The organism is Serratia sp. LS-1 (assembly GCF_003719595.1).
Lineage (GTDB): Bacteria > Pseudomonadota > Gammaproteobacteria > Enterobacterales > Enterobacteriaceae > Serratia > Serratia ureilytica.
Genome location: NZ_CP033504.1, coordinates 4,200,248 through 4,224,427 on the forward strand (window position 1 = coordinate 4,200,248; position 24,180 = coordinate 4,224,427).

The 24,180-nt window shown below is 61.1% G+C and carries 21 protein-coding genes; 7 read left to right on the forward strand and 14 right to left on the reverse strand.

Going from position 1 to position 24,180, the window contains the following annotated elements; translation table 11 throughout:
- Positions 1-187 precede the first annotated feature (187 nt).
- Positions 188-1,291 carry an aspartate-semialdehyde dehydrogenase gene (asd, locus tag EDY99_RS20095; protein ID WP_016930397.1) on the reverse strand — a complete coding sequence of 368 codons (1,104 nt, stop codon included), beginning with the start codon at positions 1,289-1,291 and terminating at the stop codon, positions 188-190.
- Between the two features lie 192 nt (positions 1,292-1,483).
- On the opposite strand from asd, the gene EDY99_RS20100 reads away from it, so the two are divergent.
- Entirely contained in the window at positions 1,484-2,077 is a 594-nt protein-coding gene (locus EDY99_RS20100; RefSeq protein ID WP_025159894.1) for a YhgN family NAAT transporter, read from the forward strand.
- 30 nt (positions 2,078-2,107) lie between these two features.
- Here EDY99_RS20100 and gntK read toward each other — a convergent pair whose 3' ends face one another.
- From gntK to EDY99_RS20120, 4 genes are all read right to left on the reverse strand, one after another.
- On the reverse strand, positions 2,108-2,635 hold the full coding sequence (gntK, locus tag EDY99_RS20105; RefSeq protein ID WP_033631893.1) for a gluconokinase: 528 nt from the start codon (positions 2,633-2,635) through the stop codon (positions 2,108-2,110).
- A 99-nt stretch (positions 2,636-2,734) separates the two neighbouring features.
- Entirely contained in the window at positions 2,735-4,051 is a 1,317-nt protein-coding gene (gene gntT / locus EDY99_RS20110; RefSeq protein WP_004930830.1) for a gluconate transporter, read from the reverse strand.
- 340 nt (positions 4,052-4,391) lie between these two features.
- Positions 4,392-5,387: a gluconate operon transcriptional repressor GntR gene (gene gntR, locus EDY99_RS20115; RefSeq protein ID WP_004930833.1), complete on the reverse strand. Its 996-nt coding sequence runs from the start codon at positions 5,385-5,387 to the stop codon at positions 4,392-4,394.
- Between the two features lie 294 nt (positions 5,388-5,681).
- The gene (locus EDY99_RS20120) at positions 5,682-6,377 is read right to left on the reverse strand and encodes a pirin family protein (protein WP_123062021.1); all 696 of its coding nucleotides are present in this window, start codon (positions 6,375-6,377) and stop codon (positions 5,682-5,684) included.
- Positions 6,378-6,766: 389 nt separating this feature from the next.
- On the opposite strand from EDY99_RS20120, the gene EDY99_RS20125 reads away from it, so the two are divergent.
- Entirely contained in the window at positions 6,767-7,282 is a 516-nt protein-coding gene (locus EDY99_RS20125; protein WP_033651759.1) for a GNAT family N-acetyltransferase, read from the forward strand.
- The gene (locus EDY99_RS20130; RefSeq protein ID WP_123062022.1) at positions 7,275-8,456 is read left to right on the forward strand and encodes a P1 family peptidase; all 1,182 of its coding nucleotides are present in this window, start codon (positions 7,275-7,277) and stop codon (positions 8,454-8,456) included. The genes EDY99_RS20125 and EDY99_RS20130 overlap by 8 nt, the downstream gene beginning before the upstream one ends.
- 58 nt (positions 8,457-8,514) lie before the next feature.
- On the opposite strand, the gene iolE is transcribed toward EDY99_RS20130, so the two are convergent.
- From iolE to iolD, 4 genes are read right to left on the reverse strand one after another with little or no spacing between them, the layout of a single operon-like run.
- Positions 8,515-9,411, reverse strand: coding sequence for a myo-inosose-2 dehydratase (iolE, locus tag EDY99_RS20135; protein ID WP_123062023.1), 897 nt, complete (start codon positions 9,409-9,411; stop codon positions 8,515-8,517).
- A gap of 59 nt (positions 9,412-9,470) precedes the next feature.
- Entirely contained in the window at positions 9,471-10,355 is an 885-nt protein-coding gene (locus EDY99_RS20140; RefSeq protein ID WP_033645316.1) for a sugar phosphate isomerase/epimerase family protein, read from the reverse strand.
- Positions 10,356-10,386: 31 nt separating this feature from the next.
- On the reverse strand, positions 10,387-11,409 hold the full coding sequence (locus tag EDY99_RS20145; RefSeq protein WP_033645317.1) for a Gfo/Idh/MocA family protein: 1,023 nt from the start codon (positions 11,407-11,409) through the stop codon (positions 10,387-10,389).
- A 41-nt stretch (positions 11,410-11,450) separates the two neighbouring features.
- Entirely contained in the window at positions 11,451-13,391 is a 1,941-nt protein-coding gene (gene iolD / locus EDY99_RS20150) for a 3D-(3,5/4)-trihydroxycyclohexane-1,2-dione acylhydrolase (decyclizing) (RefSeq protein WP_033645318.1), read from the reverse strand.
- A 546-nt stretch (positions 13,392-13,937) separates the two neighbouring features.
- On the opposite strand from iolD, the gene iolC reads away from it, so the two are divergent.
- Together iolC and EDY99_RS20160 are read left to right on the forward strand one after the other, a co-directional pair.
- Positions 13,938-15,869, forward strand: coding sequence for a 5-dehydro-2-deoxygluconokinase (gene iolC, locus EDY99_RS20155; RefSeq protein WP_033645319.1), 1,932 nt, complete (start codon positions 13,938-13,940; stop codon positions 15,867-15,869).
- A gap of 203 nt (positions 15,870-16,072) precedes the next feature.
- Entirely contained in the window at positions 16,073-16,909 is an 837-nt protein-coding gene (locus tag EDY99_RS20160) for a MurR/RpiR family transcriptional regulator (RefSeq protein ID WP_004930856.1), read from the forward strand.
- Between the two features lie 38 nt (positions 16,910-16,947).
- On the opposite strand, the gene iolB is transcribed toward EDY99_RS20160, so the two are convergent.
- Both iolB and EDY99_RS20170 read right to left on the reverse strand, forming a co-directional pair.
- Positions 16,948-17,769 carry a 5-deoxy-glucuronate isomerase gene (iolB, locus tag EDY99_RS20165; protein WP_033645320.1) on the reverse strand — a complete coding sequence of 274 codons (822 nt, stop codon included), beginning with the start codon at positions 17,767-17,769 and terminating at the stop codon, positions 16,948-16,950.
- Between the two features lie 77 nt (positions 17,770-17,846).
- Entirely contained in the window at positions 17,847-19,352 is a 1,506-nt protein-coding gene (locus EDY99_RS20170; RefSeq protein ID WP_046687940.1) for a CoA-acylating methylmalonate-semialdehyde dehydrogenase, read from the reverse strand.
- Between the two features lie 556 nt (positions 19,353-19,908).
- Here EDY99_RS20170 and EDY99_RS20175 point away from each other — a divergent pair.
- Positions 19,909-21,351 (forward strand): sugar porter family MFS transporter, encoded by a 1,443-nt coding sequence (locus EDY99_RS20175; RefSeq protein ID WP_069100672.1) that lies wholly within the window; start codon positions 19,909-19,911, stop codon positions 21,349-21,351.
- Between the two features lie 31 nt (positions 21,352-21,382).
- Complete coding sequence (locus tag EDY99_RS20180; protein WP_123062024.1) at positions 21,383-22,219, forward strand: TIM barrel protein; 837 nt, start codon at positions 21,383-21,385, stop codon at positions 22,217-22,219.
- A gap of 36 nt (positions 22,220-22,255) precedes the next feature.
- Here the strand turns inward: EDY99_RS20180 and fetB are convergent, their stop codons facing one another.
- The 3 genes from fetB to EDY99_RS20195 form a co-directional block, all read right to left on the reverse strand.
- Positions 22,256-23,029: an iron export ABC transporter permease subunit FetB gene (gene fetB / locus EDY99_RS20185; protein ID WP_033645324.1), complete on the reverse strand. Its 774-nt coding sequence runs from the start codon at positions 23,027-23,029 to the stop codon at positions 22,256-22,258.
- Positions 23,016-23,693: an iron ABC transporter ATP-binding protein FetA gene (gene fetA, locus EDY99_RS20190; protein ID WP_046687942.1), complete on the reverse strand. Its 678-nt coding sequence runs from the start codon at positions 23,691-23,693 to the stop codon at positions 23,016-23,018. The genes fetB and fetA overlap by 14 nt, the downstream gene beginning before the upstream one ends.
- A gap of 189 nt (positions 23,694-23,882) precedes the next feature.
- A complete protein-coding gene (locus EDY99_RS20195; RefSeq protein WP_033645326.1) occupies positions 23,883-24,170 on the reverse strand; it encodes a FaeA/PapI family transcriptional regulator in 288 nt (95 codons plus the stop codon).
- Positions 24,171-24,180 lie beyond the last annotated feature (10 nt).

Genomic DNA, 24,180 nt, shown 5'->3' on the forward strand with positions numbered 1-24,180 from the left:
CGCGACCTGCAATCCTTCGTTGGAAATCATATCCCTATACCTGCGCTATGTTGCCAATGCGCTTATAAATATCACAGGGAAGATTAACTTGTAACCACATTCAGACCATACCGACATGACTCCGCTCATATGAAAAAGCCCGCAATAAGCGGGCTTTGAAATACAACAGATGAACTGGCGAGCGGGTTTACAGCAGGATGCGCAGCATGCGGCGCAGCGGCTCGGCCGCGCCCCACAGCAGTTGGTCGCCCACGGTGAACGCCGACAGGTACTCCGGCCCCATATTCAGCTTGCGCAGACGGCCGACCGGCGTATTCAGCGTGCCGGTCACCGCCGCAGGCGTCAGTTCGCGCATGGTCAGCTCGCGGTCGTTCGGGATCACGCGCACCCAGTCGTTGTGCGTCGCCAGCATCTGCTCGATTTCCGGCAGCGACACGTCTTTTTTCAGCTTCAGGGTGAACGCCTGGCTGTGGCAGCGCAGCGCGCCCACGCGCACGCACAGGCCATCGACCGGGATCACGCTGCCGGTGTTGAGGATCTTGTTGGTCTCCGCCTGGCCTTTCCACTCTTCGCGGCTCTGGCCGTTGTCGAGCTGCTTGTCGATCCACGGGATCAGGCTGCCGGCCAGCGGCACGCCGAAGTTGTCGGTCGGCAGTTTGCCGCTGCGGGTCGCCTCGGTCACCTTGCGTTCGATATCCAGAATGGCGGAGGCTGGATCCTGCAGCTCTTTCGCCACATCGGCGTGCAGCATGCCCATTTGGGTCAGCAGTTCGCGCATGTGGCGAGCGCCGCCGCCGGAGGCCGCCTGGTAGGTGGCGACCGACGCCCACTCCACCAGATCGTTGGCGAACAGGCCGCCGAGGGACATCAGCATTAGGCTGACGGTGCAGTTGCCGCCGACGAAGGTTTTGATGCCTTTGTCCAGGCCCTGCTGGATCACCGCGTGGTTGACCGGATCCAGAATGATGATGGCGTCATCCTGCATGCGCAGCGACGAGGCCGCGTCGATCCAGTAACCCTGCCAACCGCTGGCGCGCAGCTTAGGGTAAACTTCGTTGGTATAATCGCCGCCCTGACAGGTAATAATGATATCGAGCGCGCTCAGGGCGTCGATGTCATAGGCATCCTGCAGCGTGCCCTGCTGGCCGCCGAAGGCCGGCGCGGCAGAACCGTGCTGCGAGGTGGAGAAAAAGACCGGGCGAATGGCGTCGAAATCGCGCTCTTCCGTCATGCGTTGCATGAGAACCGAGCCGACCATTCCGCGCCAACCGATGAAACCAACGTTTTTCATAATATCTGTGTCCCGCCCGGATAAGGGCTTATTAGGTGATAACGAGTTGTGTGCAATATCTCCTCACCTTACAAAATGTCGGCGCGGGCGCAAAGTGAATTTATTCGATGGCTGGGGATTTCTCAGCAATCCTTCTTATAGGCAAGGACGCGGCCGAAAAGGCCGAGGCGTTTTCCCGATCACGAGGTCACCATGACAGAGATGATTTCCGCTACGGTATTGCTGTTTTTAATTATGGATCCGCTGGGCAACCTGCCGATTTTCATGTCGGTGCTCAAACACCTGGAACCGCGCCGCCGCCGCGTGGTGTTGATTCGCGAGCTGCTGATCGCCCTGCTGCTGATGCTGATCTTCCTGTTCGCCGGCGAGAAAATTCTGGCGTTCCTCAACCTGCGCACCGAAACCGTCTCCATTTCCGGCGGCATCATCCTGTTTCTGATCGCCATCAAGATGATTTTCCCCTCGCAGGAAGGAAACAGCTCCGGGCTGTCCGCCGGCGAGGAGCCGTTCCTGGTGCCGCTGGCGATCCCGCTGGTGGCCGGGCCGTCGATTCTGGCTGCATTGATGCTGCTGTCGCACCAGTATCCACATCAGCTGCCCCATCTGGTGGCGGCGCTGTTGATCGCCTGGGGCCTCTCTGCGGCCATTTTGCTGATGTCGAACCTGTTCCTGCGCCTGCTGGGCAGCAAAGGCGTCAGCGCGCTGGAGCGGTTGATGGGGCTGATTCTGGTGATGCTGTCGACCCAGATGTTCCTGGACGGCGTGCGGGCTTACATGAAGCTGTAGGCGCCTGGCGGCGCCGACAACGGCCCGCGCTCAGCGGGCGGTAACGCGGCGAATATAGGCGAGCGTATCGGCGACCACGCCGTCCAGCGGCTGGTTGATGTCGATCGCTTGCACATCCGGCTCCTGCTCGCCCGGCTCTTCCAACGTGGCGAACTGCGAAACCAGCATCTGCGGTTTGAAGAAATGACCTTTGCGCTGCTTCAGGCGCTCCTCGATCACCGCTTTGTCGCCTTTCAGGTAGAGGAAATGCAGGTTGCTATTCCCTTCGCGCAGGCGGTCGCGATAGCTTTTTTTCAGCGCCGAGCAGACCAGCAGCGACACGGGATTGGTGCGTTGCATGGCGAAGATGGCGTCATTCAAGGCCGCCAGCCACGGGGCGCGATCGTTGTCGTCCAGCGCGTGCCCGGCAGCCATTTTGTTGATGTTGGCGCGCGGATGCAGGTAATCGCCGTCCAGCATGGCAGCCTCGGCCTCGTGGGCGACGGCGCTGGCCACGGCGGATTTGCCGCTGCCGGATACGCCCATCAGGATAAATACGTGATTCTGCGGATTACTCATTGTGTCATGCCCTTATGGGAACTGGCGCGAGCGCCAAATGCGTCCCAACTGATAAAGATATTCTGGAACGCCGACGCCCCGCAGGGCGTCGGATAACGATTATACAACCGTCGCCAGCAGCAGGCAGCCCACCAGGCCGCACACCGAGATGATGGTTTCCAGCACCGACCAGGATTTGATGGTTTCCATGATGCTCAGGTTGAAATACTCCTTGAACAGCCAGAAGCCCGGATCGTTAACGTGCGAGAAGATAACGCTGCCGGAACCGACCGCAATCACCATCAGCTCAGGGCTGACGCCGGTGGTGGCGATCAGCGGCGCCACGATGCCGCCGGCGGTGATTGCCGCCACGGTGGCGGACCCCAGCGCCAGACGCAGCGCGGCGGCGATCGACCAGGCCATCAGGATCGGCGAAACGTTGCTGCCTTCCATCAGACCGGCGATGTACTTCTCGACGCCGCTGTCCACCAGCACCTGCTTGAAGGCGCCGCCGCCGCCGATGATCAACAGCATCATGGCGATGATTTTAATCGAATCGGTGATGGTGCCCATCACTTCATCCATGGTGCGGCCGCGGTTCAGGCCGAAGGTGAAGATAGCGATCAGCACGGCGATCAGGGTCGCCATCACCGGGTCGCCGAAGAACTCGGCGAAGCGCAGCAGGCTGTGGCCCTTCGGCAGCACCATTTCAGCGACCGCGCGCAGCGCCATCAGGATCACCGGCACCAGCGACGTGGCGACGCTGACGCCAAAGCTCGGCATCTCCGCGTCGGTAAAGGTTTTCGGGTTGTACAGGCCTTCCGGCACCGGCTTGTCGATGCCTTTCAGGAAGCGGGCATAGACCGGGCCGGCCAGGATCACCGTCGGGATCGCCAGCAGCGTGCCGTACAACAGGGTTTTACCCATGTCGGCATGGAAGATGGTGGCGATAGCGGTCGGGCCCGGGTGCGGCGGCAGGAAGCCGTGAGTCACCGACAGCGCAGCGGCCATCGGCACGCCGACGTACAGCAGCGGAATGCGCGCGGAGGCGGCGATGGTGAACACCAGCGGCAGCAACAGCACGAAGCCCACTTCGTAGAACAGCGCGAAGCCGACGGTGAAACCGGTCAGCACCACCGCCCATTGAATGTGTTTTCTGCCGAACTTGTCGATCAGCGTGGTGGCGATGCGCTGTGCGCCGCCGCAGTCCGCCAGCAGCTTGCCGAGCATGGCGCCGAAGCCCATGATCAGCGCCAGGCTGCCCAGCGTGCCGCCCACGCCGGCCTTGATGGAGCCGATGACCTTATCGACCGGCATCCCCTGTGCAATCCCGACCGCCAGAGCAACCAGAACCAGAGAGATAAAGCCGTTCAGCTTGAAGCGGATCATCAGCAGCAGCAGCAGCGCTACGCCGCCTGCAACAATCACTAATGGCATAGTTTTTCTCCAACCTTTTATCGCGACTCTCTTTACGATAGGCGTAAAGCGTGCGGTTGTTTTATTTTTAGGCTCTTTCCCGGTGTTTAAGAAGAGCTGTAGGTGTTGTTGATTCAGAGGTTCAGTCTTGCAGCAAGATGACCGCCCACTCGTTGTTACCGGTATCATGATACCGGTAACAACATAAGCCTCGGAACCGGGTAAGCGGCTAAAATTCGCGTTCTGGGACAGAGATCAAACTTATGTCGGCAACGAGCGGCGGGCTTACAGGCGGGATAACCAGCGCGCCTCAGGACGCGCTGCAAAAAGAAAGGGTGTTAAAACAGAACGTTAAAATGGCTCAGATGCTGCCGCCTGGGATCACGGTGAAACCGACGTCCACCATGCGCGGGCACACCGTTTCACCACGCAGCCGGGCCAGCAAGCGCTCGGCGCCGATCTGCCCCATGCGTTCGCGCGGCGTCAGCACGCTGGCCAGCTTCGGCACCATCACCTGACCGATGTCATGGCCGTGGAAACCGGCGATCGCCATGTCCTGCGGGATCGACAGCCCCTGTCGCTGGCACTCGAAGGCCGCGCCGATCGCCAGGTCATCGTTGGTGCAGAAGATACTGTCGATCTGCGGATAATCGCGCTGCGCCTGGCGCAGCAGCTCGCCGCCGGCGGAATAGGAGGAAGACCGCGCGGTCATGATGCTGTACGGCTCCAGGCCGGATTCACGCATCGCCTGCTCATACCCCTGTTGTTTGATGATAGTACGTTCATCCTGACGGGCGCCGAAGTAGACCACGTGACGGTGGCCGTGCGCGATGATTTGCTGCGTCATCTGGCGCGCCGCCTCGAAGTTGTTGAAGCCCACCGCCAGATCGATGCACGGCGAGACGCAGTCCATCAGCTCTACCACCGGAATGCCCGCCACCTCGATCATCTTCAGGGTGCGCGGCGTGTGGTGGCGCTCGGACAGGATCAAACCGTCGATATTGTAAGACAGCAGCGAGGTCAGACGCTCTTCTTCGCGCTCCGGCAGATAGCCGTAGTGCGCCAGCATGGTCTGGTAGTTGTGCGCGTCGGTCACGCTTTCGATGCCGCGCAGCACTTCGGCGAACACCTGGTTGGTCAGCGACGGCAACAGCACGCCAATCGCCCGGCTGGTGGCGTTGGAGAGAATGTCCGGCGCGCGGTTGGGGATGTAGCCCAGCTCATCCAGCGCGACGGCGATTTTTTGCTGCAGGGCGGCGGAAACCTGGTCGGGATTGCGCAGATAACGGCTCACCGTCATCTTGGTCACGCCCACCTTGTCCGCCACATCCTGGAGTACCGGCCGTTTTTTCTTCATTATCAATGAACTGACTAACCGTGAATGGGCAGTCATTTTAGCAAAAAAAACGGCGCGCCGATATTGTCGGTTATGCGACGGCCAACGCAAAAAGGGCTCACACCGTGAGCCCTTCATACGCAGACAAAGGGGGAAAAAGCGTGGTTTCTCCTCCTTTGTGACGAGCAGCCGAAAATCAATAAATTGATTTTCCTTGTTTTTATATGTTTTGCCGGCGTTAAGTCAGGCAACGTCGGCAGGCGAATCACTCACTTCAAGGGCTCACACCGTGAGCCCTTGATATTTACCGCTTAATCACACCGGCGGCAGATCGAACAGCAGGATTTCGCTCTCTTCGTCGGCCTGGATCGTCAGCGCCGATTCATCCCACACCGCGAACGCGTCGCTGATGCCGGCGGTCTGGCCGTTAACCGAGACCTTACCGCGCACCACCTGGATCCAAACGCGACGGCCGGCGGCGACCGGGCATTCTCCCTGCTCGCCTTTATTCAGCGCCCAACGCGACAGCGTCATATCCTGGAACACCTTCAGCGAGCCGTCACGCGCATCCGGCGACAGCACCAGCTGACGGCCCTGCGGCGCGTCGAACATGCGCTGCTCGTAGCGCGGCTCAAGCCCGACCTGATCCGGGATGATCCAAATCTGGTACAGGTGCAACGGACGATCCTGATTGGCGTTGTACTCGGAGTGACGCACGCCGGTGCCCGCACTCATGATCTGGAATTCACCGGCCTGGATCTGCTCTTTGTTGCCCATGCTGTCCTGGTGTTCCACCGTGCCGCTCAGCACGTAGGTCAGGATTTCCATGTCTTTATGCGGGTGAGTACCGAACCCCTGCCCTGCGTCGATCACATCTTCGTTGATCACCCGCAGCGCCGAGAACCCCATAAAGTTCGGATCGTAGTAATCGGCAAATGAGAAGGTGTGCCAGCTATCCAGCCAGCCATGATTGGCGTGGCCGCGGTCTTCCGCTTTACGTACATAAATCATATTCAACTCTCCTCAATGTTTTTTTACAGTCTAGTCCTGCCAGCAGAATAAGAAAGCGTAAAAAACTCATGCCTCTGTTCAAAAATTTCGATGAAATGAAACGGCGGATGGGCAGCGGATTTGTTGAAGGCGGGAACGGCTGAAAAATGGCAAAAAAAAAGCCAGCACCCGAGCTGGCTAAGTAAACACTGGAAGCAATGTGAGCAATGTCGTGCCTTCGCAGCGAGAGTATCAAGGGTTGATGCCCTCCCCGGAACGCATCGCAATAATAATCATTATCATTCGCACCTGTAAAGCGTTTTTTTTGACCCGTTTAAATAATATTGACTCAAGGCAGTAAACGGATAAATTCAGAGGTTATTCAACCGGTAAGCGACAGGAGCAGCGAGATGAGCGAGATCGTGATACGCCACGTGGAAACAACGGATGCGCAGGCCCTGCATCATCTTTATTCTCAGACGCCCGTCTACCGCGATACGCTGCAGCTCCCGCTACCGTCCGTCGAGTCCTGGCAGAAGCGCCTCGCCAATCCCGAACCGGGCACGCATAACCTGGCCGCCATCATCGACGGGCAGCTTGCCGGCCAGTTGGTTGTGATGCTGAATCAGCGCGTTCGCCGCCGCCACGTCGCCACCTTCGGCATCGGCGTCGATCCGCGCTACCACGGTAAAGGCGTCGGCAGCCGCCTGATGCAGGCGATGCTCGACCTGTGCGACAACTGGGCGGCCATCGAGCGCATCGAACTGACGGTGTTCACCGATAACCCGGCGGCCATCGCGCTGTACCGCAAATTCGGCTTTGAGATAGAGGGCACCAGCCGCGCCTATGCCATGCGCGACGGCGTGCTGGTCGATGCCTACCATATGGCGCGTCTGCGCTCCGGGCAGCCACGCGCAGATGCGTGATCTCATCCCCCCGCAGGGGCCGCTGCGCCGGCCCCTTAACATCAACCGCCGAACCTTTTTACAAGCGCTGGCCGGCTTGACGGCCGCCGCCGGCATGTTCTCTCCCCTCACCCCATTAGGTGCCGCTATGCCAACTTCCGCCACCGGGCGCCCTGGCGCCCGCAACCTGATTACCGATGTGCCGGGCCTGAAGGTCGGCGTGGCGCAAGACAGCCGGGTGCGCACCGGCGCGACGGTGATCCTGCCGGACAGCCCGGCGATGGCCGCCGTGGACGTGCGCGGCGGCGGCCCCGCCACCCGGGAAACCGACGCCTTGGGCGAAGACAATCTGGTGCAAACCATCGATGCGCTGACGTTCAGCGGCGGTTCAGTTTACGGCCTGGCGGCGGCGGACGGCGTCGCGGCCTGGCTGGGGCAACAGGGCCGAGGCTACGCGCTGCGCCCAGCGCCCGGCGTGCCGGTCTCCCCGATCGTGCCCACCGCCTGCCTGTACGATCTGGCCAACGGCGGTGACAAAAACTGGCAGCTCACGCCGCCGTATCGCCAGTTGGGCATCGACGCGGTCGGCAAGGCTGGATTGGACTTTCCGCTGGGCACCGTCGGCGCCGGCTACGGCGCCATGACCGGCATGGGCAAGCTGAAAGGCGGCCTCGGTTCGGCGTCTATCGCCGCCGCCAACGGCGCTACCGTCGGCGCGCTGGTGGCGGTCAACAGCCTGGGTGCGGTGGTAGCGCCCGGCACCCGCGCTTTCTGGGCGACGCCCTATGAAATTGACGGTGAATTCGGCAACGGCGGCGCGGCGGCGCTGGCGCAACTACGCGCTCAGGGCGAAGACTGGATGGTGCAAGAGCCGCAGGGCGGCAGAAAGAACACCACCCTGGCCTGCATCGCCACCGATCTGGCGCTGACGCGCGTGGAGTTGAAACGGGTGGCCATCATGGCGCAAGACGGCATGGCGCGCGCTATTCGCCCGCTGCACAGCCCGTTTGACGGCGACGTGGTGTTCGCCCTGTCCACCGGGCAGCGCGAGGTACAGGGCAGCCGCGAACTGGCGGTACTGCAAATCGGTGCGCTGGCGGCGGATACCCTCGCTCGGGCGATCGCCCGTGGCGTGTATGCCGCCACACCGTGGCCAGGCAGCCAGGTCACAACCTGGCAAACGCTCGGCGGCTAACGCGTCGCCATCAAAAAAGGGGCGCTGGCGCCCCTTAATCATAATTAACCCTAGCCGCTTAAATGCCGGCGGTTTCCTGAATATAACGGCGCGCTTTTACCGCATACTCGAACGGGTTGGCCAGCGCCGGATCCTGCTCGGCCTCCACCACCATCCACCCTTTGTAACCGCGCTCGTCCAGTAGCTTGAACACCGGTCTGAAGTCGATCACGCCATCACCCGGCACGGTGAAGGTGCCCTTCTTCACGCCGTCGAGGAAGCTCAGCTTGTTGGCTTTCACTTCCGCCACCACCTCATCGCGCACGTCCTTCAGATGGACGTGGTTGATGCGCGGCAGATACTTCTCCAGGATCGCCATCATCGCCTGCTGGCTGCCTTCCGAATAGTAGGCGTGCCCGGTATCGAACAGCAGGTAGACGTCGTCGTTGACCATGCTCATGTAGCGATCGATTTCGGCCGTGGTCTGAATGCCAGTGCCCATGTGGTGGTGCAAACACACCTGCATGCCTTTGTCGGCGGCGATCTTCGCCAGCTCGTTGTAACCGTCGGCCACCCGCTGCCACTCTTCATCGCTGAAATACGGCTTCTCTTCGAACACGCCTTTGGTGGTGCCCTGAATACTCTTGCTCTGCTCGGAGCAGCCGATCACCCTGGCGCCCATGGCATGCAGGAAATTCATGTGGTTGATAAATTCATCGATGGTCTTGTCTTTTTGGCCGTCGGCGAAAAAGGTGCTGAACCAGGCGTTGCAGATCTGGATGCCGCGAATATCCAGCATCGGTTTCAGCACCGCCGGATCGCGCGGGTATTTGCTGCCCACTTCGCTGCCGGTGAAGCCGGCCAGCGCCATTTCGCTGACGCACTGCTGAAAGGTGTTTTCCTTGCCCAGATCGGGCATATCGTCGTTGGTCCAGCCGATCGGCGCAATGGCCAATTTCACGTTGTCTTTATTCATGGTCTGCCTCGGTCCTTGGAGGGCCGCCGGTGCAAACGCCGCCGGCGAGCCGAATAAGATTAGTTGCCCAACAGCTCTCTTTCGATGCGCTCTCTGGTCGCCACCGCCTGGCTCGGCATCTTTTCCGGATAGCCGAACAGCGAGGTGCAGATGATCGATTCGCCGCCGACCTTGAAGCTGCGGTTGGCGAATTCCATGTCGCGCAGCGTCTGGAACAGGGCATCGAAATTCACCTCGCCTTCGCCGATGCCGACATGCTGGTGCACCGCGGCGTCAACGCCCGGCGGGTTGACGATATAGCGGCAGTGCTTGGTGTGGTTCATGGTGTCGGCGATCAGCACGTGGGAAAGATCGTCCCCGGCGTACTTCAGCATGCCGGCCACGTCGCCCTGCCCCTTGTCGTAGTAGAAGGTGTGCGGCACGCTGTAGAGGTATTTGACGTGGTCGCTGCGCAGCGATTTCACCAGATCGGCGGTTTCGTTGCTCAGCTCACAGAAGTCCCACGGATGCGACTGGATCTCCATACGGATGCCCTCACGCTCGACGATCGGCAGCAGCTCCTCCATCGAGCGATACCACAGCTCCTCGCAGATCTCCGGCTCGTTGGGGTTACCGGCCAACTCGGTGTTGATCACCTGCACGCCCATCTCCACCGCGATTTCGATCATCCGTCGCCAGTTTTTGACCGCCGCCTGGCGGCGATCTTCCCCCGGCCCGGACCAGCGATACACCACGATAAATGAGGAGATCTCCACGCCGGTCGCTTTCAGGGCGTTTTTATACTCCGCCATGATTTCGCGGCTGGCCTTCGGATGCTTGTAAAACGGGTTGATCTGCGGGTGCGGCGACTGCTCGATGTACTTATAGCCCCAGTCCGCCACCTGCTGAACCATTTTGGTCACGCCCAAATCCCGGATAACGTCGACATCAAAAGCGATCTTCATGGTCACTCCTCTGCAATCGTGGGTACGGGGTTCAAGCCGATGGCTTGTTGTAAAACGCCGGGCGCGCCGGCAGGGTCACCGGTACGATCTCGCCGCTGAGCTGGGCCGCCACGCAGGCGTCGGCGGTCACGGCGGCGGCGTAGCCGTCCCAGGCGGAAGGCCCGGTCAGTTGGCCCGCGGCCACGTCGTTGATGAACCCCTGCAGCTCGACGTCATAGGCGTCGATAAAGCGATCCTTCCAGTCGGTCAGAATTTCGGTCGACAGGCGGGCGCCGCTGCGCAGCTGCACCGAGGACGGCTCCGGCAGTTTAGCGATGCCGGTTTCCCCCACCACTTCACACTGAATGTCGTAGCCGTACTGGCAGTTGACGAAAATCTCGACGTCGATGCGGGTGCCTTTGGCGGTTTCGAACAGCACAATCTGCGGATCTTTCAGATGCGGGAACGCCTTCGGGCTCTTGCGCGGGAACACCACCTGCACCGACACATAGTCGTCGTCGAGCAGCCAGCGCAGCACGTCGATTTCGTGGATCAGGGTGTCGGTGATCGCCATATCGGTGGTGTAAGCCTCGCCGACCGTCGGGTTGCGGTGCGCGCAGTGCAACATCAGCGGTTCGCCGATCTGGCCGCTGGTCAGCACCTGTTTCAGCGCGCGATAGCCCTGGTCATAGGGGCGCATAAAGCCGACCTGCACCAGCCGCTTGCCGTACTTCGCTTCGGCATCGACGATGTTTTTGCAGCCCTGCGCGGTCACCGCCAGCGGTTTCTCGCAGAACACCGGTTTGCCGGCGGCGATGGCCGCCAGCACGAATTCTTCGTGACTCGGCCCCCAGGAGGTGACCAGCACCGCCTGCACGTCGGCGGCCTTGATCAGATCGTGGCCGCTGTCATACACCCGCGCATCCAGCTGCAGATCGTTCACCGCCTTGGCGGCGTTGTCGCGATTGATGTCGTTCACCGCCACGACGCGGGCGCCCTGCAAAACTTGACTGCAGCGACGGATATGATCGCGGCCGATGGCGCCGGTGCCGATAACCCCAATGTTCAAAGTCATTTTCGCTACCCTCTGGAAAGTGTGTTGTGTTCGAAAACGAATCAGTAATCGCGCGCCTTATCGATGTTTTCCTGCAGTTTGCGCGCCACTGCGACGATTTTTTCGCTGTCGGCCACCTGAGCGCCGCCCACGCGCCACCAGCTGAGGTACTTGTGCACCATGGTCTTCGGCAGCACTTTGATGTCGAGCAGCGTGGACACGGTTTGCCTGCGGGCGTCGGCCAGCGCGTCGAGCAGCTGCTGCTCGGTGGTGACGCGATAGGTTTTGCACCCGTAAGCCGCCGCCAGCATGGCGAAATCGACCGGCACCAGTTTGCCGTCGAGCTTGCCGCCCTCTGGATTACGGAAGCGGAATTCGGTGGTGTAGCTGTCCATGCCGTGCTCCATCTGCAGGTTGTTGATGCAGCCGTTGGTCATGTTGTCGAACAGCACCACGTTGATCTTGCAGCCTTCCTGAATCGAGGTGACCAGCTCGGAATGGAGCATCATGAAGGCGCCGTCACCCACCATCGCGTACACCTCGCGCTGCGGCTCGGCCAGCTTGACCCCCAGCGCAGCGTTCACCTCGTACCCCATGCAGGAGTAACCGTATTCCACGTGGTAACCGTGCTCGCCATGGTTGTGCCACACCCGCTGCAGGTCGCCCGGCAGGCTACCGGCGGCGGCGACAATCACGCTGTCCGGCGGCAGCTCACGGTTCAGCACCCCCAGCACCCGGCTTTGCGTCATCGCCGAGTCGGTCTGCGCGATAAATTCGGCGAACACCCGCTCGCGATCGAGGTGATCGTCGATCTCCGGTACAAAACCCGCGCCGCCGTATTCCACCGCGTAAACCCGCTCGGTCTCTTCACGCTGGGCTGCGCGCGCCGCGGCGATGGCGTCGCCCCAGCCGGCGCGGTAGTCAGCCTGCGCCAGCAGCGCGCCCAATGCGTTCAGGGCCTCGCGGGCGTCCGCCAGCACCTGCACGCCGTCGAGCTTGCCGGCGTCAAAGGCGCTGACGTTGATATTGAGGAAGTTAACGTCCGGGTGTTGGAACAGCCATTTGGACGAGGTGGTGAAATCGGTGTAACGGGTACCGACGCCGATCACCAGATCGGCCTGCCGGGCCAACGTGTTGGCCGCCAGGCAGCCGGTTTCCCCGATGCCACCGAGGTTGAATGCATGGTCGCTCGGCACCGTGCCTTTGCCGGCCTGGGTTTCGGCAAACGGAATGCCGAAGCGCTCGGCAAATTCGCGCAGCGCCCGCCCGGCCTGCGAGTATTTCACGCCGCCGCCGCACACCAGCAGCGGTTTGCGTTTGGCCGTCAGCAGCGCCAAGGCGTCCGCCAACATGCCGTCGGTCGCCGGGCGGCGATCGAGCCGGTGCACGCGTTTTTGGAAGAAATAGTCGGGGTAGTCGTAGGCTTCCCCCTGCACGTCCTGCGGCAGACACAGCGTCACCGCGCCGGTTTCCGCCGGATCGGTCAGCACGCGCATCGCGTTGATGCAGGCGCTCATCAGCTGTTCCGGCCGCACGATGCGGTCCCAGTACTTGCTCACCGCGCGGAACGCGTCGTTGGTGCTGATGCTGAGATCGTAAGACTGTTCGATTTGCTGCAGCACCGGATCCGGCTGGCGGGAAGCGTAAACGTCGCCTGGCAGCAGCAATAAAGGGATGCGGTTGGCGGTGGCGGTAGCCGCGGCGGTGATCATATTGGCGGCGCCGGGGCCGACCGAGGAGGTGCAGGCGTAAATCTGCCGGCGCAATTTCTGCTTGGCGAAGCCGATCGCCGCGTGGGCCATCCCCTGTTCGTTGCGGCCCTGGTGCACCCGCAGATCGCCACTATCCTGTTCCAGCGCTTGCCCCAACCCCAGTACGTTGCCGTGGCCGAAAATCGCGAAAATGCCCGCGACGAATTTGGTTTCCACCCCGTCGGCCAGCAGATACTGGTTATCGAGAAATCTGACGAGCGCCTGCGCCATGGTTAGCCTGATCTTGCCCATTTACTCACCCTTTAGATTGAGGGCCGCCCCGGAAAGGGCTCGCGCCGAGCCGACAATCCCGTGTTTGTGTTACGCGGCGGCAGCTATTATCTTGAGCAGGCGATGCCCGCTGCTCACGAAGTCGACAACCTGAAACGTGAAGCGATTATAAACAAATATATTTTTCATAAAATCACATTACAGAAGAAACATTTCATTTTGCGATAAAGATCGCATATTAGATGAAAAGCCCGTTTCATCTCGTGGTTTGGCCTTTACCGGCTTAGCGCCGCGCACCAGCCGGGGAATGCCATCAGCACGCAGGGCGACCGTCTTTCATCCTGCCCCGGCGCCTCTTTGCCACACGCCCTCCGCCACCCTCTCATGGCGACTTAATCCGCTTTTTCCGCTCCTCCGTCGATGTTTTAAATGCATCACATTTTTGGGGTGTAAATTTCATTCCATATTGAAATTGAAATTTTCATTCCCCATACTGTTCCCATGCTTCCTGCAAGGCGCCACGCTCGGGCCGCCGCCGGAGTTTTGCTTAAACAGAAGGAAACGGGTATGGCTACACAAGAAAAACAGCTTGATGTCATTTGTCTCGGGCGCATCGCCGTCGATTTCTATGCTCAGCAGATCGGCGCGCGTCTGGAAGACGCCGGCACATTCGCCAAATACCTCGGCGGCTCTTCCGGCAACGTGGCCTACGGCACCGCCATTCAGGGGTTGAAATCCGGCATGCTGGCCCGCGTCGGCGATGAACACATGGGCCGCTTTCTGCGTGAAGAGCTGCAGCGCGTCGGGGCCGATACCCGCTGTCTGATCACCGACAAACACCGGTTAACCGGCCTGGTGATCCTCGGCATCAAGGATCAGGAAACCTTCCCGCTGATCTTCTACCGCGAAAACTGCGCGGACATGGCGCTGACGCCGGACGACATCGACGAAACCTACATCGCCAGCGCGCGCGCGCTGGCCATCACCGGCACGCACCTGTCGCACCCGAACACCCGCGCCGCCGTGTTGAAGGCGCTGGAATACGCGCGCCGCCACGGTTTGCGCACCGCGCTCGACATCGATTATCGCCCGGTGCTGTGGGGGCTGACGTCGCTGGGCGACGGCGAAACCCGCTTTGTGGAATCGGCACAGGTGACCCGCGAGCTGCAGGAAGTGCTGCACCATTTCGATCTGATCGTCGGCACCGAAGAGGAATTTCATATCGCCGGCGGCAGCACCGATACGCTGACGGCGCTGAAAAACGTGCGCCGGACGACCGCGGCCACGCTGGTGTGCAAGCGCGGCGCGCAGGGCTGCTCGGTGTTCGAAGATGACATCGCCGACGACTGGGCGCAGGTGAAGCTGCACGCCGGCGTGCGGGTGGAGGTGCTGAACGTGCTGGGGGCCGGCGACGCCTTTATGTCCGGTCTGCTGCGCGGCTATCTGAACGATGAGGGTTGGGATCAGGCCTGCCGCTACGCCAACGCCTGCGGCGCATTGGTGGTCTCGCGCCACGGCTGCGCGCCGGCCATGCCGACCAAACGGGAGCTGGACGACTACCTGCAGCGTGAACAACAGGTCACGCGCCCGGACCGCGACGCGCGCCTGAACCACCTGCACCGGGTCACCACCCGCAAGCAACAGTGGCCGGAACTGTGCGTGTTCGCCTTCGATCACCGCAAGCAGCTGGCGGACATGGCGCGCGAAGCCGGCGTCGGCGAGGAACGCATCCCGCGTCTGAAGACCCTGCTGCTCACTGCGGCGCGACAGGCCGCCGCGCAGGCCGGGCTCAACGGCAACAGCGGCATTCTGGCCGACACCACCTACGGGCAGGCGGCGCTGAACGAAATCACCGGCCAGGGATGGTGGATCGGCCGGCCGGTGGAGCTGCCCAGCTCGCGCCCGCTGCGCCTGGAGCACGGCAATATCGGCTCGCAATTGATCGACTGGCCGCAGGAGCACGTGGTGAAGTGCCTGGTGTTTTATCACCCACACGACGCGGCGGAACTGCGCCGCGAACAGGATGCGCTGATCGCCGACGTCTACCGCGGCTGCTGCAAATCCGGCCATGAGCTGCTGCTGGAGGTGATCCTGCCGGACGGCAATGCCGACAAGGACGAGCGCTATTACCTGGAGATGATTGAACACTTCTACCAGTTGGGCATTCAGCCGGACTGGTGGAAACTGCCGCCGCTGAGCGCGGAAAACTGGCAGCGGGTCGGCGCGCTGATCGACGCCTGCGATCCCGACTGCCGCGGCGTGCTGATCCTGGGGCTCGACTCCCCGGAGGCGGTGCTGAAGGCGGGCTTTGCCGCCGCCGCAGATGCGCGCTGGGTGAAAGGTTTCGCCGTCGGCCGCACCATTTTCGGCCAACCTTCGCGCCGCTGGCTACAGGGGGAAATCGACGACGCGGCCCTGATCGAGCAGGTGAAACAAAAATACCTGACGCTGATCGGTTTCTGGCGCCAGTACCGTCCGCAGGCGGGCGGCGCGCACTGACAGCAACAGCAGGTTCACGTCCCCTTAAGGCCATTTCGCCGCTTTAAGGGGATTTTTTTGCCCATTTTCTGTGAAGTCGCGCAATGTGCGATCGAATAAATCGCTTTTTGAGGAAATGAAATTTCCGCTCCGTCTGTTAAAATACCCTGTCAATATTTCAGGCGTCAGGCCAATGCGCCTTCACCCCACTGCGAGCCGAATGGATGAACAACCCAACTCAACTTTCGCTGTTACAGGACGAGATCCGCCACCGTTATGAAACGCTGAGCAAGCGTTTGAAGCAGGTGGCGCGCTACATTTTGGATAACAGTAACAGCATCGCTTTCGATACCGTTGCCTCCATCGCCGCACAGGCCAGCGTGCCGCCTTCCACCCTGATCCGTTTCGCCAACGCCTTCGGCTTCAGCGGCTTCAACGAAATGAAGCAGGTGTTCCGTCAGCATCTGATGGAAGAGACGGTGAACTATACCGAGCGCGCGCGCCTGTTCCGCCAAACCTCCACCGACGACAACGTCGCGCCGGAGAAACCGGCGGAGATTCTCAACGTGTTCACCATGGTCAACGCGCAGGCGCTGCAGCAGCTGGCGATGCAGATCGCCCCCGAGCAGCTGGATCGCGCCGTCGAGCTGCTCAACAACGCCGAAAACATCTACGTGATCGGCCTGCGCCGCTCGTTCAGCGTCGCTTCCTACCTCACCTATGCGCTGCGCCATCTGGAGCGCCGCGCGTTTCTGATCGACGGCCTGGGCGGGATGTTCACCGAACAGCTGAGCATGGTGAAACCGAAGGACGTGGTGATCGCCATCAGCTATTCGCCGTACGCCCGCGAGGCGGTGGAACTGGTGGAATTGGGCGCCAAGCGCGGCGCGCAGCAGATCGCCATCACCGACAGCCAGGTCAGCCCGCTGGCCGCCTTCAGCGACGTCTGTTTCGTGGTGCGCGAAGCGCAGGTGGACGGGTTCCGCTCGCAGGTGGCTTCGATGTGCCTGGCGCAGACGCTGGCGGTCTCGCTGGCGCTGAATAACGCCCGGGACGAGTAAAGCTGACAAAAAAGCCCGGCAAGCCGGGCCTCAAGCGCCTATTGCGCGGCGGGGTAGCCGTCGCCGTTAATCCAGGCGTGGTCTTTTTCCCAGGTGAACTTCCACTGCCGCACCGGCCCGGCCATCACGTTGAGGTAATAGTTGTCGTAACCCGCCAGGGTCGCCACCGGGTGATAACCGCGCGGCACTTTCACCACGTCGCGATTGTAGACCGGCATGCACTCGTCGAGCGTGCGGTCGTCGGTATAGACGCGCTGCATGCAGAACCCTTGCTCCGGCTGAATGCGGTGATAGTACGTCTCTTCCAGATAGGTTTCGTCCGGCGAGTCTTCTTGATCGTGCTTGTGGCTCGGGTAGGAGCTGGTGTTGCCCTCGTCGGTGTAAACCTCCACCACCAGCAGACTGTCGGCCGGCTCGCTGTCCGGCAGAATGTTGTGCACCAGCCGCTGGTTGCGCCCCTTGCCGCGCCGCTCCACGCCGATATCCGCCGGCGTGATCAGCCGTGAAGGCAGGTGGCCGCCGCCGGGCGCGCTGCACACCGCCAGCTCCAGATCGGTTTCCGCCCGCACGTCGATGCGATCGTGGTGCGGCACATACACCGCATACGGCGGCGTGCGCTCGAACGGGCTCATGCGTTTGCCGATATGCGGGTATTCAGCGCGCCGCGTGGCGACGGAGGCGATACCGGCCACCAGCACCAGACACAGTTCCTTGTCGCCGCATTCCAGCTGCAGCGACTGCCCGGCAGCCAGGCGGTAAACGTCAAAGCCGACATAGCGCCAACCGGCATTTTCCGGCGTCACGTGCTGGATACGCCCCTCGGCGTTCGGCGTCTGACATTTGGCAAGCAGTGAAGACATTTCGATTCTCCTGTTAACTCGCAGTGCAAAGGCCGTTGCTCCGAAGGAGCAACGGCCTGGCCTGAGTGTGAAAGCGCTTAGCCCAGCGTCGGCATGCTGAATTCGGACACCGTCTGCTGCCCGGCCGGCCAGCGCGCGGTGGCGGTCTTCATGCGCGTGTAGAAGCGCACGCCGTCGGTGCCGTGCACGTTCAACGCGCCGAACACCGAGCGCTTCCAGCCGCCGAAGCTGTGGAACGCCATCGGCACCGGCACCGGCACGTTGACGCCGACCATTCCGGCCTGCACGTCTTGCACGAACTGGCGCGCATAGTGGCCGCTGCCGGTGAAGATGGCGCTGCCGTTGCCGAATTCGTGGCCGTTCACCGTGTCGATGGCGGTGCGGTAGTCCGGCACCCGTACGATGCCCAGCACCGGCCCGAAAATCTCTTCGCGGTAGATGCGCATGTTCGGCGTCACATGGTCGAACAGCGTGCCGCCGACGTAGTAGCCTTCAGGATAGCCCGGCACCTGATAGTTGCGGCCGTCGGCCACCAGGGTGGCGCCTTCTTCCACGCCCAAATCGATGTAGCCCAGCACCTTTTTCTGGTGAGCGGACGACACCAGCGGCCCCATTTCATTCTCTTCGCCGCCCTGCTGCAAGCCCGGCCCGACCCGCAGCTGCGCGATCAGCGGCTTCAGTTTGGCGATCAGTTTATCGGCAGTGTCGTCACCGACCACCACGGCGATCGGCAACGCCATGCAGCGCTCGCCGGCAGAGCCGAACGCGCCGCCCATCAGCGCGTTGACCGTGGCGTCCAGATCGGCGTCCGGCATGACGATCGCCTGGTTCTTCGCCGCGCCGAAGGCCTGCACCCGCTTGCCGTGCGCGCTGGCGGTGGTATAGATATGTTCCGCCACGGTGGAGGAGCCGACGAAGCTCACCGCCTGAATGCGCGGATCGGTACACAGCTGCGCCGCATCTTCATTGGCGCAGTGCACCACGTTGAACACGCCGTCCGGCAAACCGGCTTCCTTCAACAGTTCCGCCAGGCGCACCGAGGCCGAAGGCACCAGCGCCGGCGGCTTGAGGACGAAGGTGTTGCCGCAGGCCAGCGCGATGGGGAACATCCACATCGGCACCATCGCCGGGAAGTTGAACGGAGTAATGCCCGCCACCACGCCCAGCGGCTGCATCAGCGAGAAGCTGTCGACGCCGCTGCCGACGTCCGGCGAGTACTCGCCTTTGATCAGATGCGGGATGCCGCAGGCGAATTCGACCACTTCCATGCCGCGCGTCAGTTCGCCCAGCGCATCCGAATACACTTTGCCGTGCTCGCTGACGATAAGCTCGGCCAGCTCGTCGCGGTGCTGTTCCAGCAGCGCCTTGAAATTGAACATGATGCGCGCGCGGCGCAGCGGCGTAGTGCGCGACCAGTCGGCGAACGCCCGGTGGGCCACGTCGATGGCCTGCTTGACTTCGGCGGCGGTGCTCTGCGTGACGCGCCGCTCAACCTGCCCGCTGGCCGGGTTGTGCACGTCGACGGTCTGATTGCTGCTGCTCAGGCACACCTGCCCGTCAATAAAGTTACCCACGGTTTTCATGTCACGCCCTCTTTTCAAGTCCGCTGTCGCCTGGCCACACGCAGGCGGCGCGGCGTTAATCGTCCCGCTCGCCAAACCCCGTCGGCAAGCCGGCTACATCCTGACCGGATGCAGCAAACTCTATTTCATTGAAAAAAAAGTTTCAAATAAATTGTTTTGAAAAATTTGTTTTTAGTGCGTGAGGTCGCAATTTTGCGGTGTCGATCGGGTTGGCGCTTTCATTACCGCGCCAATCAAGGCGCGGTTTCGCAGGAGAGTCCATCGCTAATGCACACTGACTTTGCTACAGAAAATCCGCACTGCGCCTGACCTGCGGCCGTTACCGCCTCCCTCCGAGCGCCCAAGGCGCCCGGATCGCTCGCGACGGTTTTTTTTGAACTGGATCTAAAAATCAATATTCCATTATTCACTAATTATGAAATAAATGTTCTTGTTTGTTCCAGCATTTATCAACGACATCGCCTTGATGACAGGCACGGTTCACACCCTTCCGCTCGCCCTCTTCCCGACACCCCAACCGTGCGGACGGAAGCCAGGATAAAAATCGGAGCAACACATGTCATATCAGCGTAAGCACAATACCGGTTACATATTGCGAATTTGCGGCATCGCCGCCCTGGGCGGCATTCTGTTCGGCTACGACACCGCCGTGATCTCCGGCGCGATCGAAGCGTTGAAAACCTATTTCAATCTCAGCCCGGCCGAAACCGGCTGGGCCGTCTCCAACGTGGTGATCGGCTGCGTGGTCGGCGCCTTCGCCGCCGGGCCGCTGGCGGCGCGCTGGGGCCGTAAAAAGGCGCTGATGCTGGCGGCGCTGCTGTTCACCGTGTCCGCCGTCGGCGCCGCATTGGCCCCGACCTTCACCTGGTTCGTCATTTACCGCATCATCGGCGGGCTGGCGGTCGGCATCGCCGCCACCGTGTCGCCGATGTACATGTCGGAAGTGTCGCCGAAAGACATGCGCGGGCGGGCGCTCAGCATGCAGCAGTTCGCCATCGTCTTCGGTCAGATCGTGATTTTCTACGTCAACTTCAAAATCGCCAGCCTCGCCAGCGAAGCCTGGCTGGTGGAAATGGGCTGGCGCTGGATGTTCGCCTCGGGCGTGATCCCCTGCATTCTGTTCTGCATCCTGGTGTTCGTCATTCCTGAATCGCCGCGCTGGAACGTGATGATGGGCCGCGACGATCAGGCGCTGGCGATGTTGACCAAAGTCTCCAACGCCGCCCACGCGCAGAATCTGCTGAAAGAAATCAAAGACTCGCTGCAGCAGGATCAACAGCAGCAGCACCGGAAGCTGAACTACGGCGATGTGCGGGTGCGTTTCATCCTGTTCGTCGGCTGTATGATCGCCATGCTGCAACAGGTCACCGGCGTTAACGTGATGATGTACTACGCGCCGGTGGTGCTGAAAACCGTCACCGAAAACGCGCAGGAAGCGCTGTTCCAGACCATCTGGATCGGCGTGCTGCAGCTGGTCGGTTCGGTCATCGGCGCCATGCTGATGGATCGCATGGGCCGCATTCCGTTGATGCGTTACGGCACGCTGGGCGCCATCGCGGGCCTGCTGCTCACCTCGTACGCGCTCTACACCCAGGCCACCGGCTATTTCGCGCTGTTCGGCATGCTGTTCTTCATGGTGTTTTATGCGCTCTCCTGGGGCGTCGGCGCCTGGGTGCTGGTGTCGGAGATCTTCCCGAACCGCATGCGCGCACAGGGGATGAGCATCGCCGTCGGCTGCATGTGGGTCGCCAACTTCGCAGTGTCGCAGTCGTTCCCGATGATCAACGACCACCCGTATCTGTTCTCGCATTTCCACGGCGCCTTCCCGATGTGGATCTTCGCCGCCTGCTGCCTGTTCAGCTACTGGTTCATCGGCCGCTATATCCCGGAAACCAAAGGCGTCTCGCTGGAAAAAATGGAGCAAGTGGTGCTGGCCAAACGCCACCGCCAATCCCAGCCCGAAGGCAAGCCGCTGCCGCTGGAAAACGGCAAATCCTGATCTCTCAACCCTGACCGCTGGAGTCATGCCCATGAACATTGCGCTGGACCGCTTCTGCATTAACCGCAAGATCGCGCCGAATCTCGATCTGGACAGTTTTTTCCGCCTGGTGAAACGCTGCGGGCTCAGCAAAGTTGAGCTACGCAACGACATGCCCAGCGGCAAGGTAACTGACGATCTGAGCGACGCGCAGCTCAACGCGCTCGCCGCGCAATACGGCATCGAGATCGTCACGATCAACGCCCTTGGCATGTTCAATCGGGTAGACGACCCGGCGGCGCTGCTGCAGCGCGCCGAAGCGTTGCTGGCGCAAGCGCAGGCCATCCACAGCCGGGCGCTGGTGCTGTGCCCGCACTGCAGCGCTGATGACAAACGCAGCGAGCAGCAAAAACGCGACGACACCCTCGCGGCATTGCGGTTGCTGGCGCCGCTGTTTGCGCGCTATGGCGTACAGGGGTACGTCGAGCCGCTGGGCTTCGGCATCAGTTCGCTGCGATCGTCGCTGCTGACCCAGGCGCTTATCCGCGACTCGGGCGCGCCGTACCGCATCGTGCTCGATACGTTCCACCACTATCTGAGCGATGTGGCGCAGGCCGACTTCGACGCGCAGATCCAGGTGGCGCAGATCGGCCTGGTGCATCTGTCCGGCGTGGAGGATGGGCGGGATAAAGGCGCGCTGAGCGACGAAGAGCGCATCATGCTGAGCGAGGGCGATCGGCTGGAGAGCCGCCGCCAGGTGCAGAACCTGGAACGCCTGGGCTACACCGGCGTCTATGCTTTCGAACCGTTCTCTTCACAGCTGGACCGCTGGAGCGGGGCGGATATCGAACGGGAAATCCGCCAGAGCATCGCCCTGCTGCAAGGGTAAAAAAAACGGCCTCCGCGGAGGCCGTTTTTCATGGCGTTACTTCAGGTTGCCGACCACCAGCTGATGGCGCTCGTTGTAAAACTTACGGTAGGCCAGATAGCAGGCGATGATGGTCGACAGGCTGGCGGTGGAAAGCAGCATGAAGGTCACCATAATCTGATATTTGATCGCTTTCACCGGATCGATGCCGGCGAAGATCAGCCCGGACATCATGCCCGGCAGGCTGACCAGCCCAACGGTTTTCGCCGAGTCGACGGTCGGGATCAGCGAAGCGCGGATGCTGTCGCGGATCAGCGCCGCCGACGCGAACTTGGGCGTCGCCCCCAGGCTGAGCATCTCCTGAATCTTCTGCTGCTCGCTTTTGAAACGCTGGCCGAGGTTGGTATAGCACAGCCCCACCGCCACCATGGCGTTACCGGCGATCATCCCGGAGATGGGGATCACCTGCATCGGCGTAAATTCAATGGAGCCGGTCAACACCAGCACCGCCAGCGTCAGCACCGCGCCGGTGGTGATGGCGATAAACGACGTCACGAACGCGTGTTCGACGTACTTGCTGCGTTTCTTGGCGTTGTAGGCCGCGTTAAAGCAGATGAACAGCACCATCAACACGGTGAGAACGGCGTTATCCAGGTCGAAAATATACTTCAGCACGTAGCCGACGATGATCAGCTGCACCACCGCGCGGCAGATGCTCCAGATGATGTCCTTTTCCAGCGCCAGCTTTTCCCGGTGGCTGATCAGGATGGCGACCACCACCAGCACCATCGACAAGCCCAAGGATTCGTTGGTGATATTATGCTGATTCATGCTGTTGCTCCTGTGGCTCGGCGCTGTGCGCGCGCAGGGTGATCACCTCGTCCGCATGCGCTATCTCTTCGGTATCGTGCGTCACCCACAGCACCGCCAGCCGGTGTTCCGCCACCAGCTGATGCACGATTTCGTTGACGTTGCGCTTATTTTCCTCGTCCAACGCGCTGGTGATCTCATCGAGCAACAGCACCCGCGGCATAAACTGCAGGTTGCGGATCAGGGACACGCGCTGCTTCTCCCCGCCGGACAGTTCATTGATGCTTTTCGTCAGCATCGCCTCCGGCAGGCCGAAACGCGCCAGATCGGCCTTCATTTTTCGCTCGGCCGGCGGTTCCTGGCGGATCTGATACGGCAGCGCCAGATTGTCGTAAACCGTATTGCCGAACAGCGCCGGCGTCTGGAAGCAATAAGAGACCTGCTTGCGATACGCCTCCGGCGACATCTCGTCGATCGCCTGGCCGTCAAAATAGAGGCTTCCGCTGGTCGGATTCATTAAGGAAGAGATGATTTTCAGCAGCGTGCTTTTTCCGCAGCCGGAAGGCCCGGTGATCAGTTTGAACTCGCCCTCACCCAACGTGAAAGAGACGGAGTCCAGGATCACCTGGCGGTCTATTTGATAATGAATATCATCCAATCTCAGTATGTCTTTCTTTTCCTTCATTACGATGCCAGCTCCCTACACCTGTTCCCGTCTGAGCGATAAGTATATGGTCGCAAAAAACATCTTAGCAATGCCTGCGCGGAGGGCGGAAAGCTGAGAGGAGGATTGGCGGAGCGAAACGCCCCGCCAAATAATAAGATTAATTAATGTTTAGCTGTAAGATAGTCAAAAGCGACCGTCAGGGTCGAATCACTCTTTTTTTATCGCTGCCTGTTCGTCGCAGCTGTACCAGCGTAGAGAATTGTTGATGCTGCGGTGGGTGCAGCGGACCTTGCCCTCCTTTTCCAGCGCCAGCAGCAGGGTGCGGGTGGTATAAATGTTTTCACCGCATTTATCAGCCAGCTCGCGGGTCTTCGGCCACTGCTCCGGCGGGGGATGATGGCCGCCGGAGCCTTCCACACGATCCCTGCACAATCCTTGCAACACATTCAGCATCAGCGATTTTCTGCTTTCAAACGTTTTCGGCGCCTTGGCCATAGCATTCCTC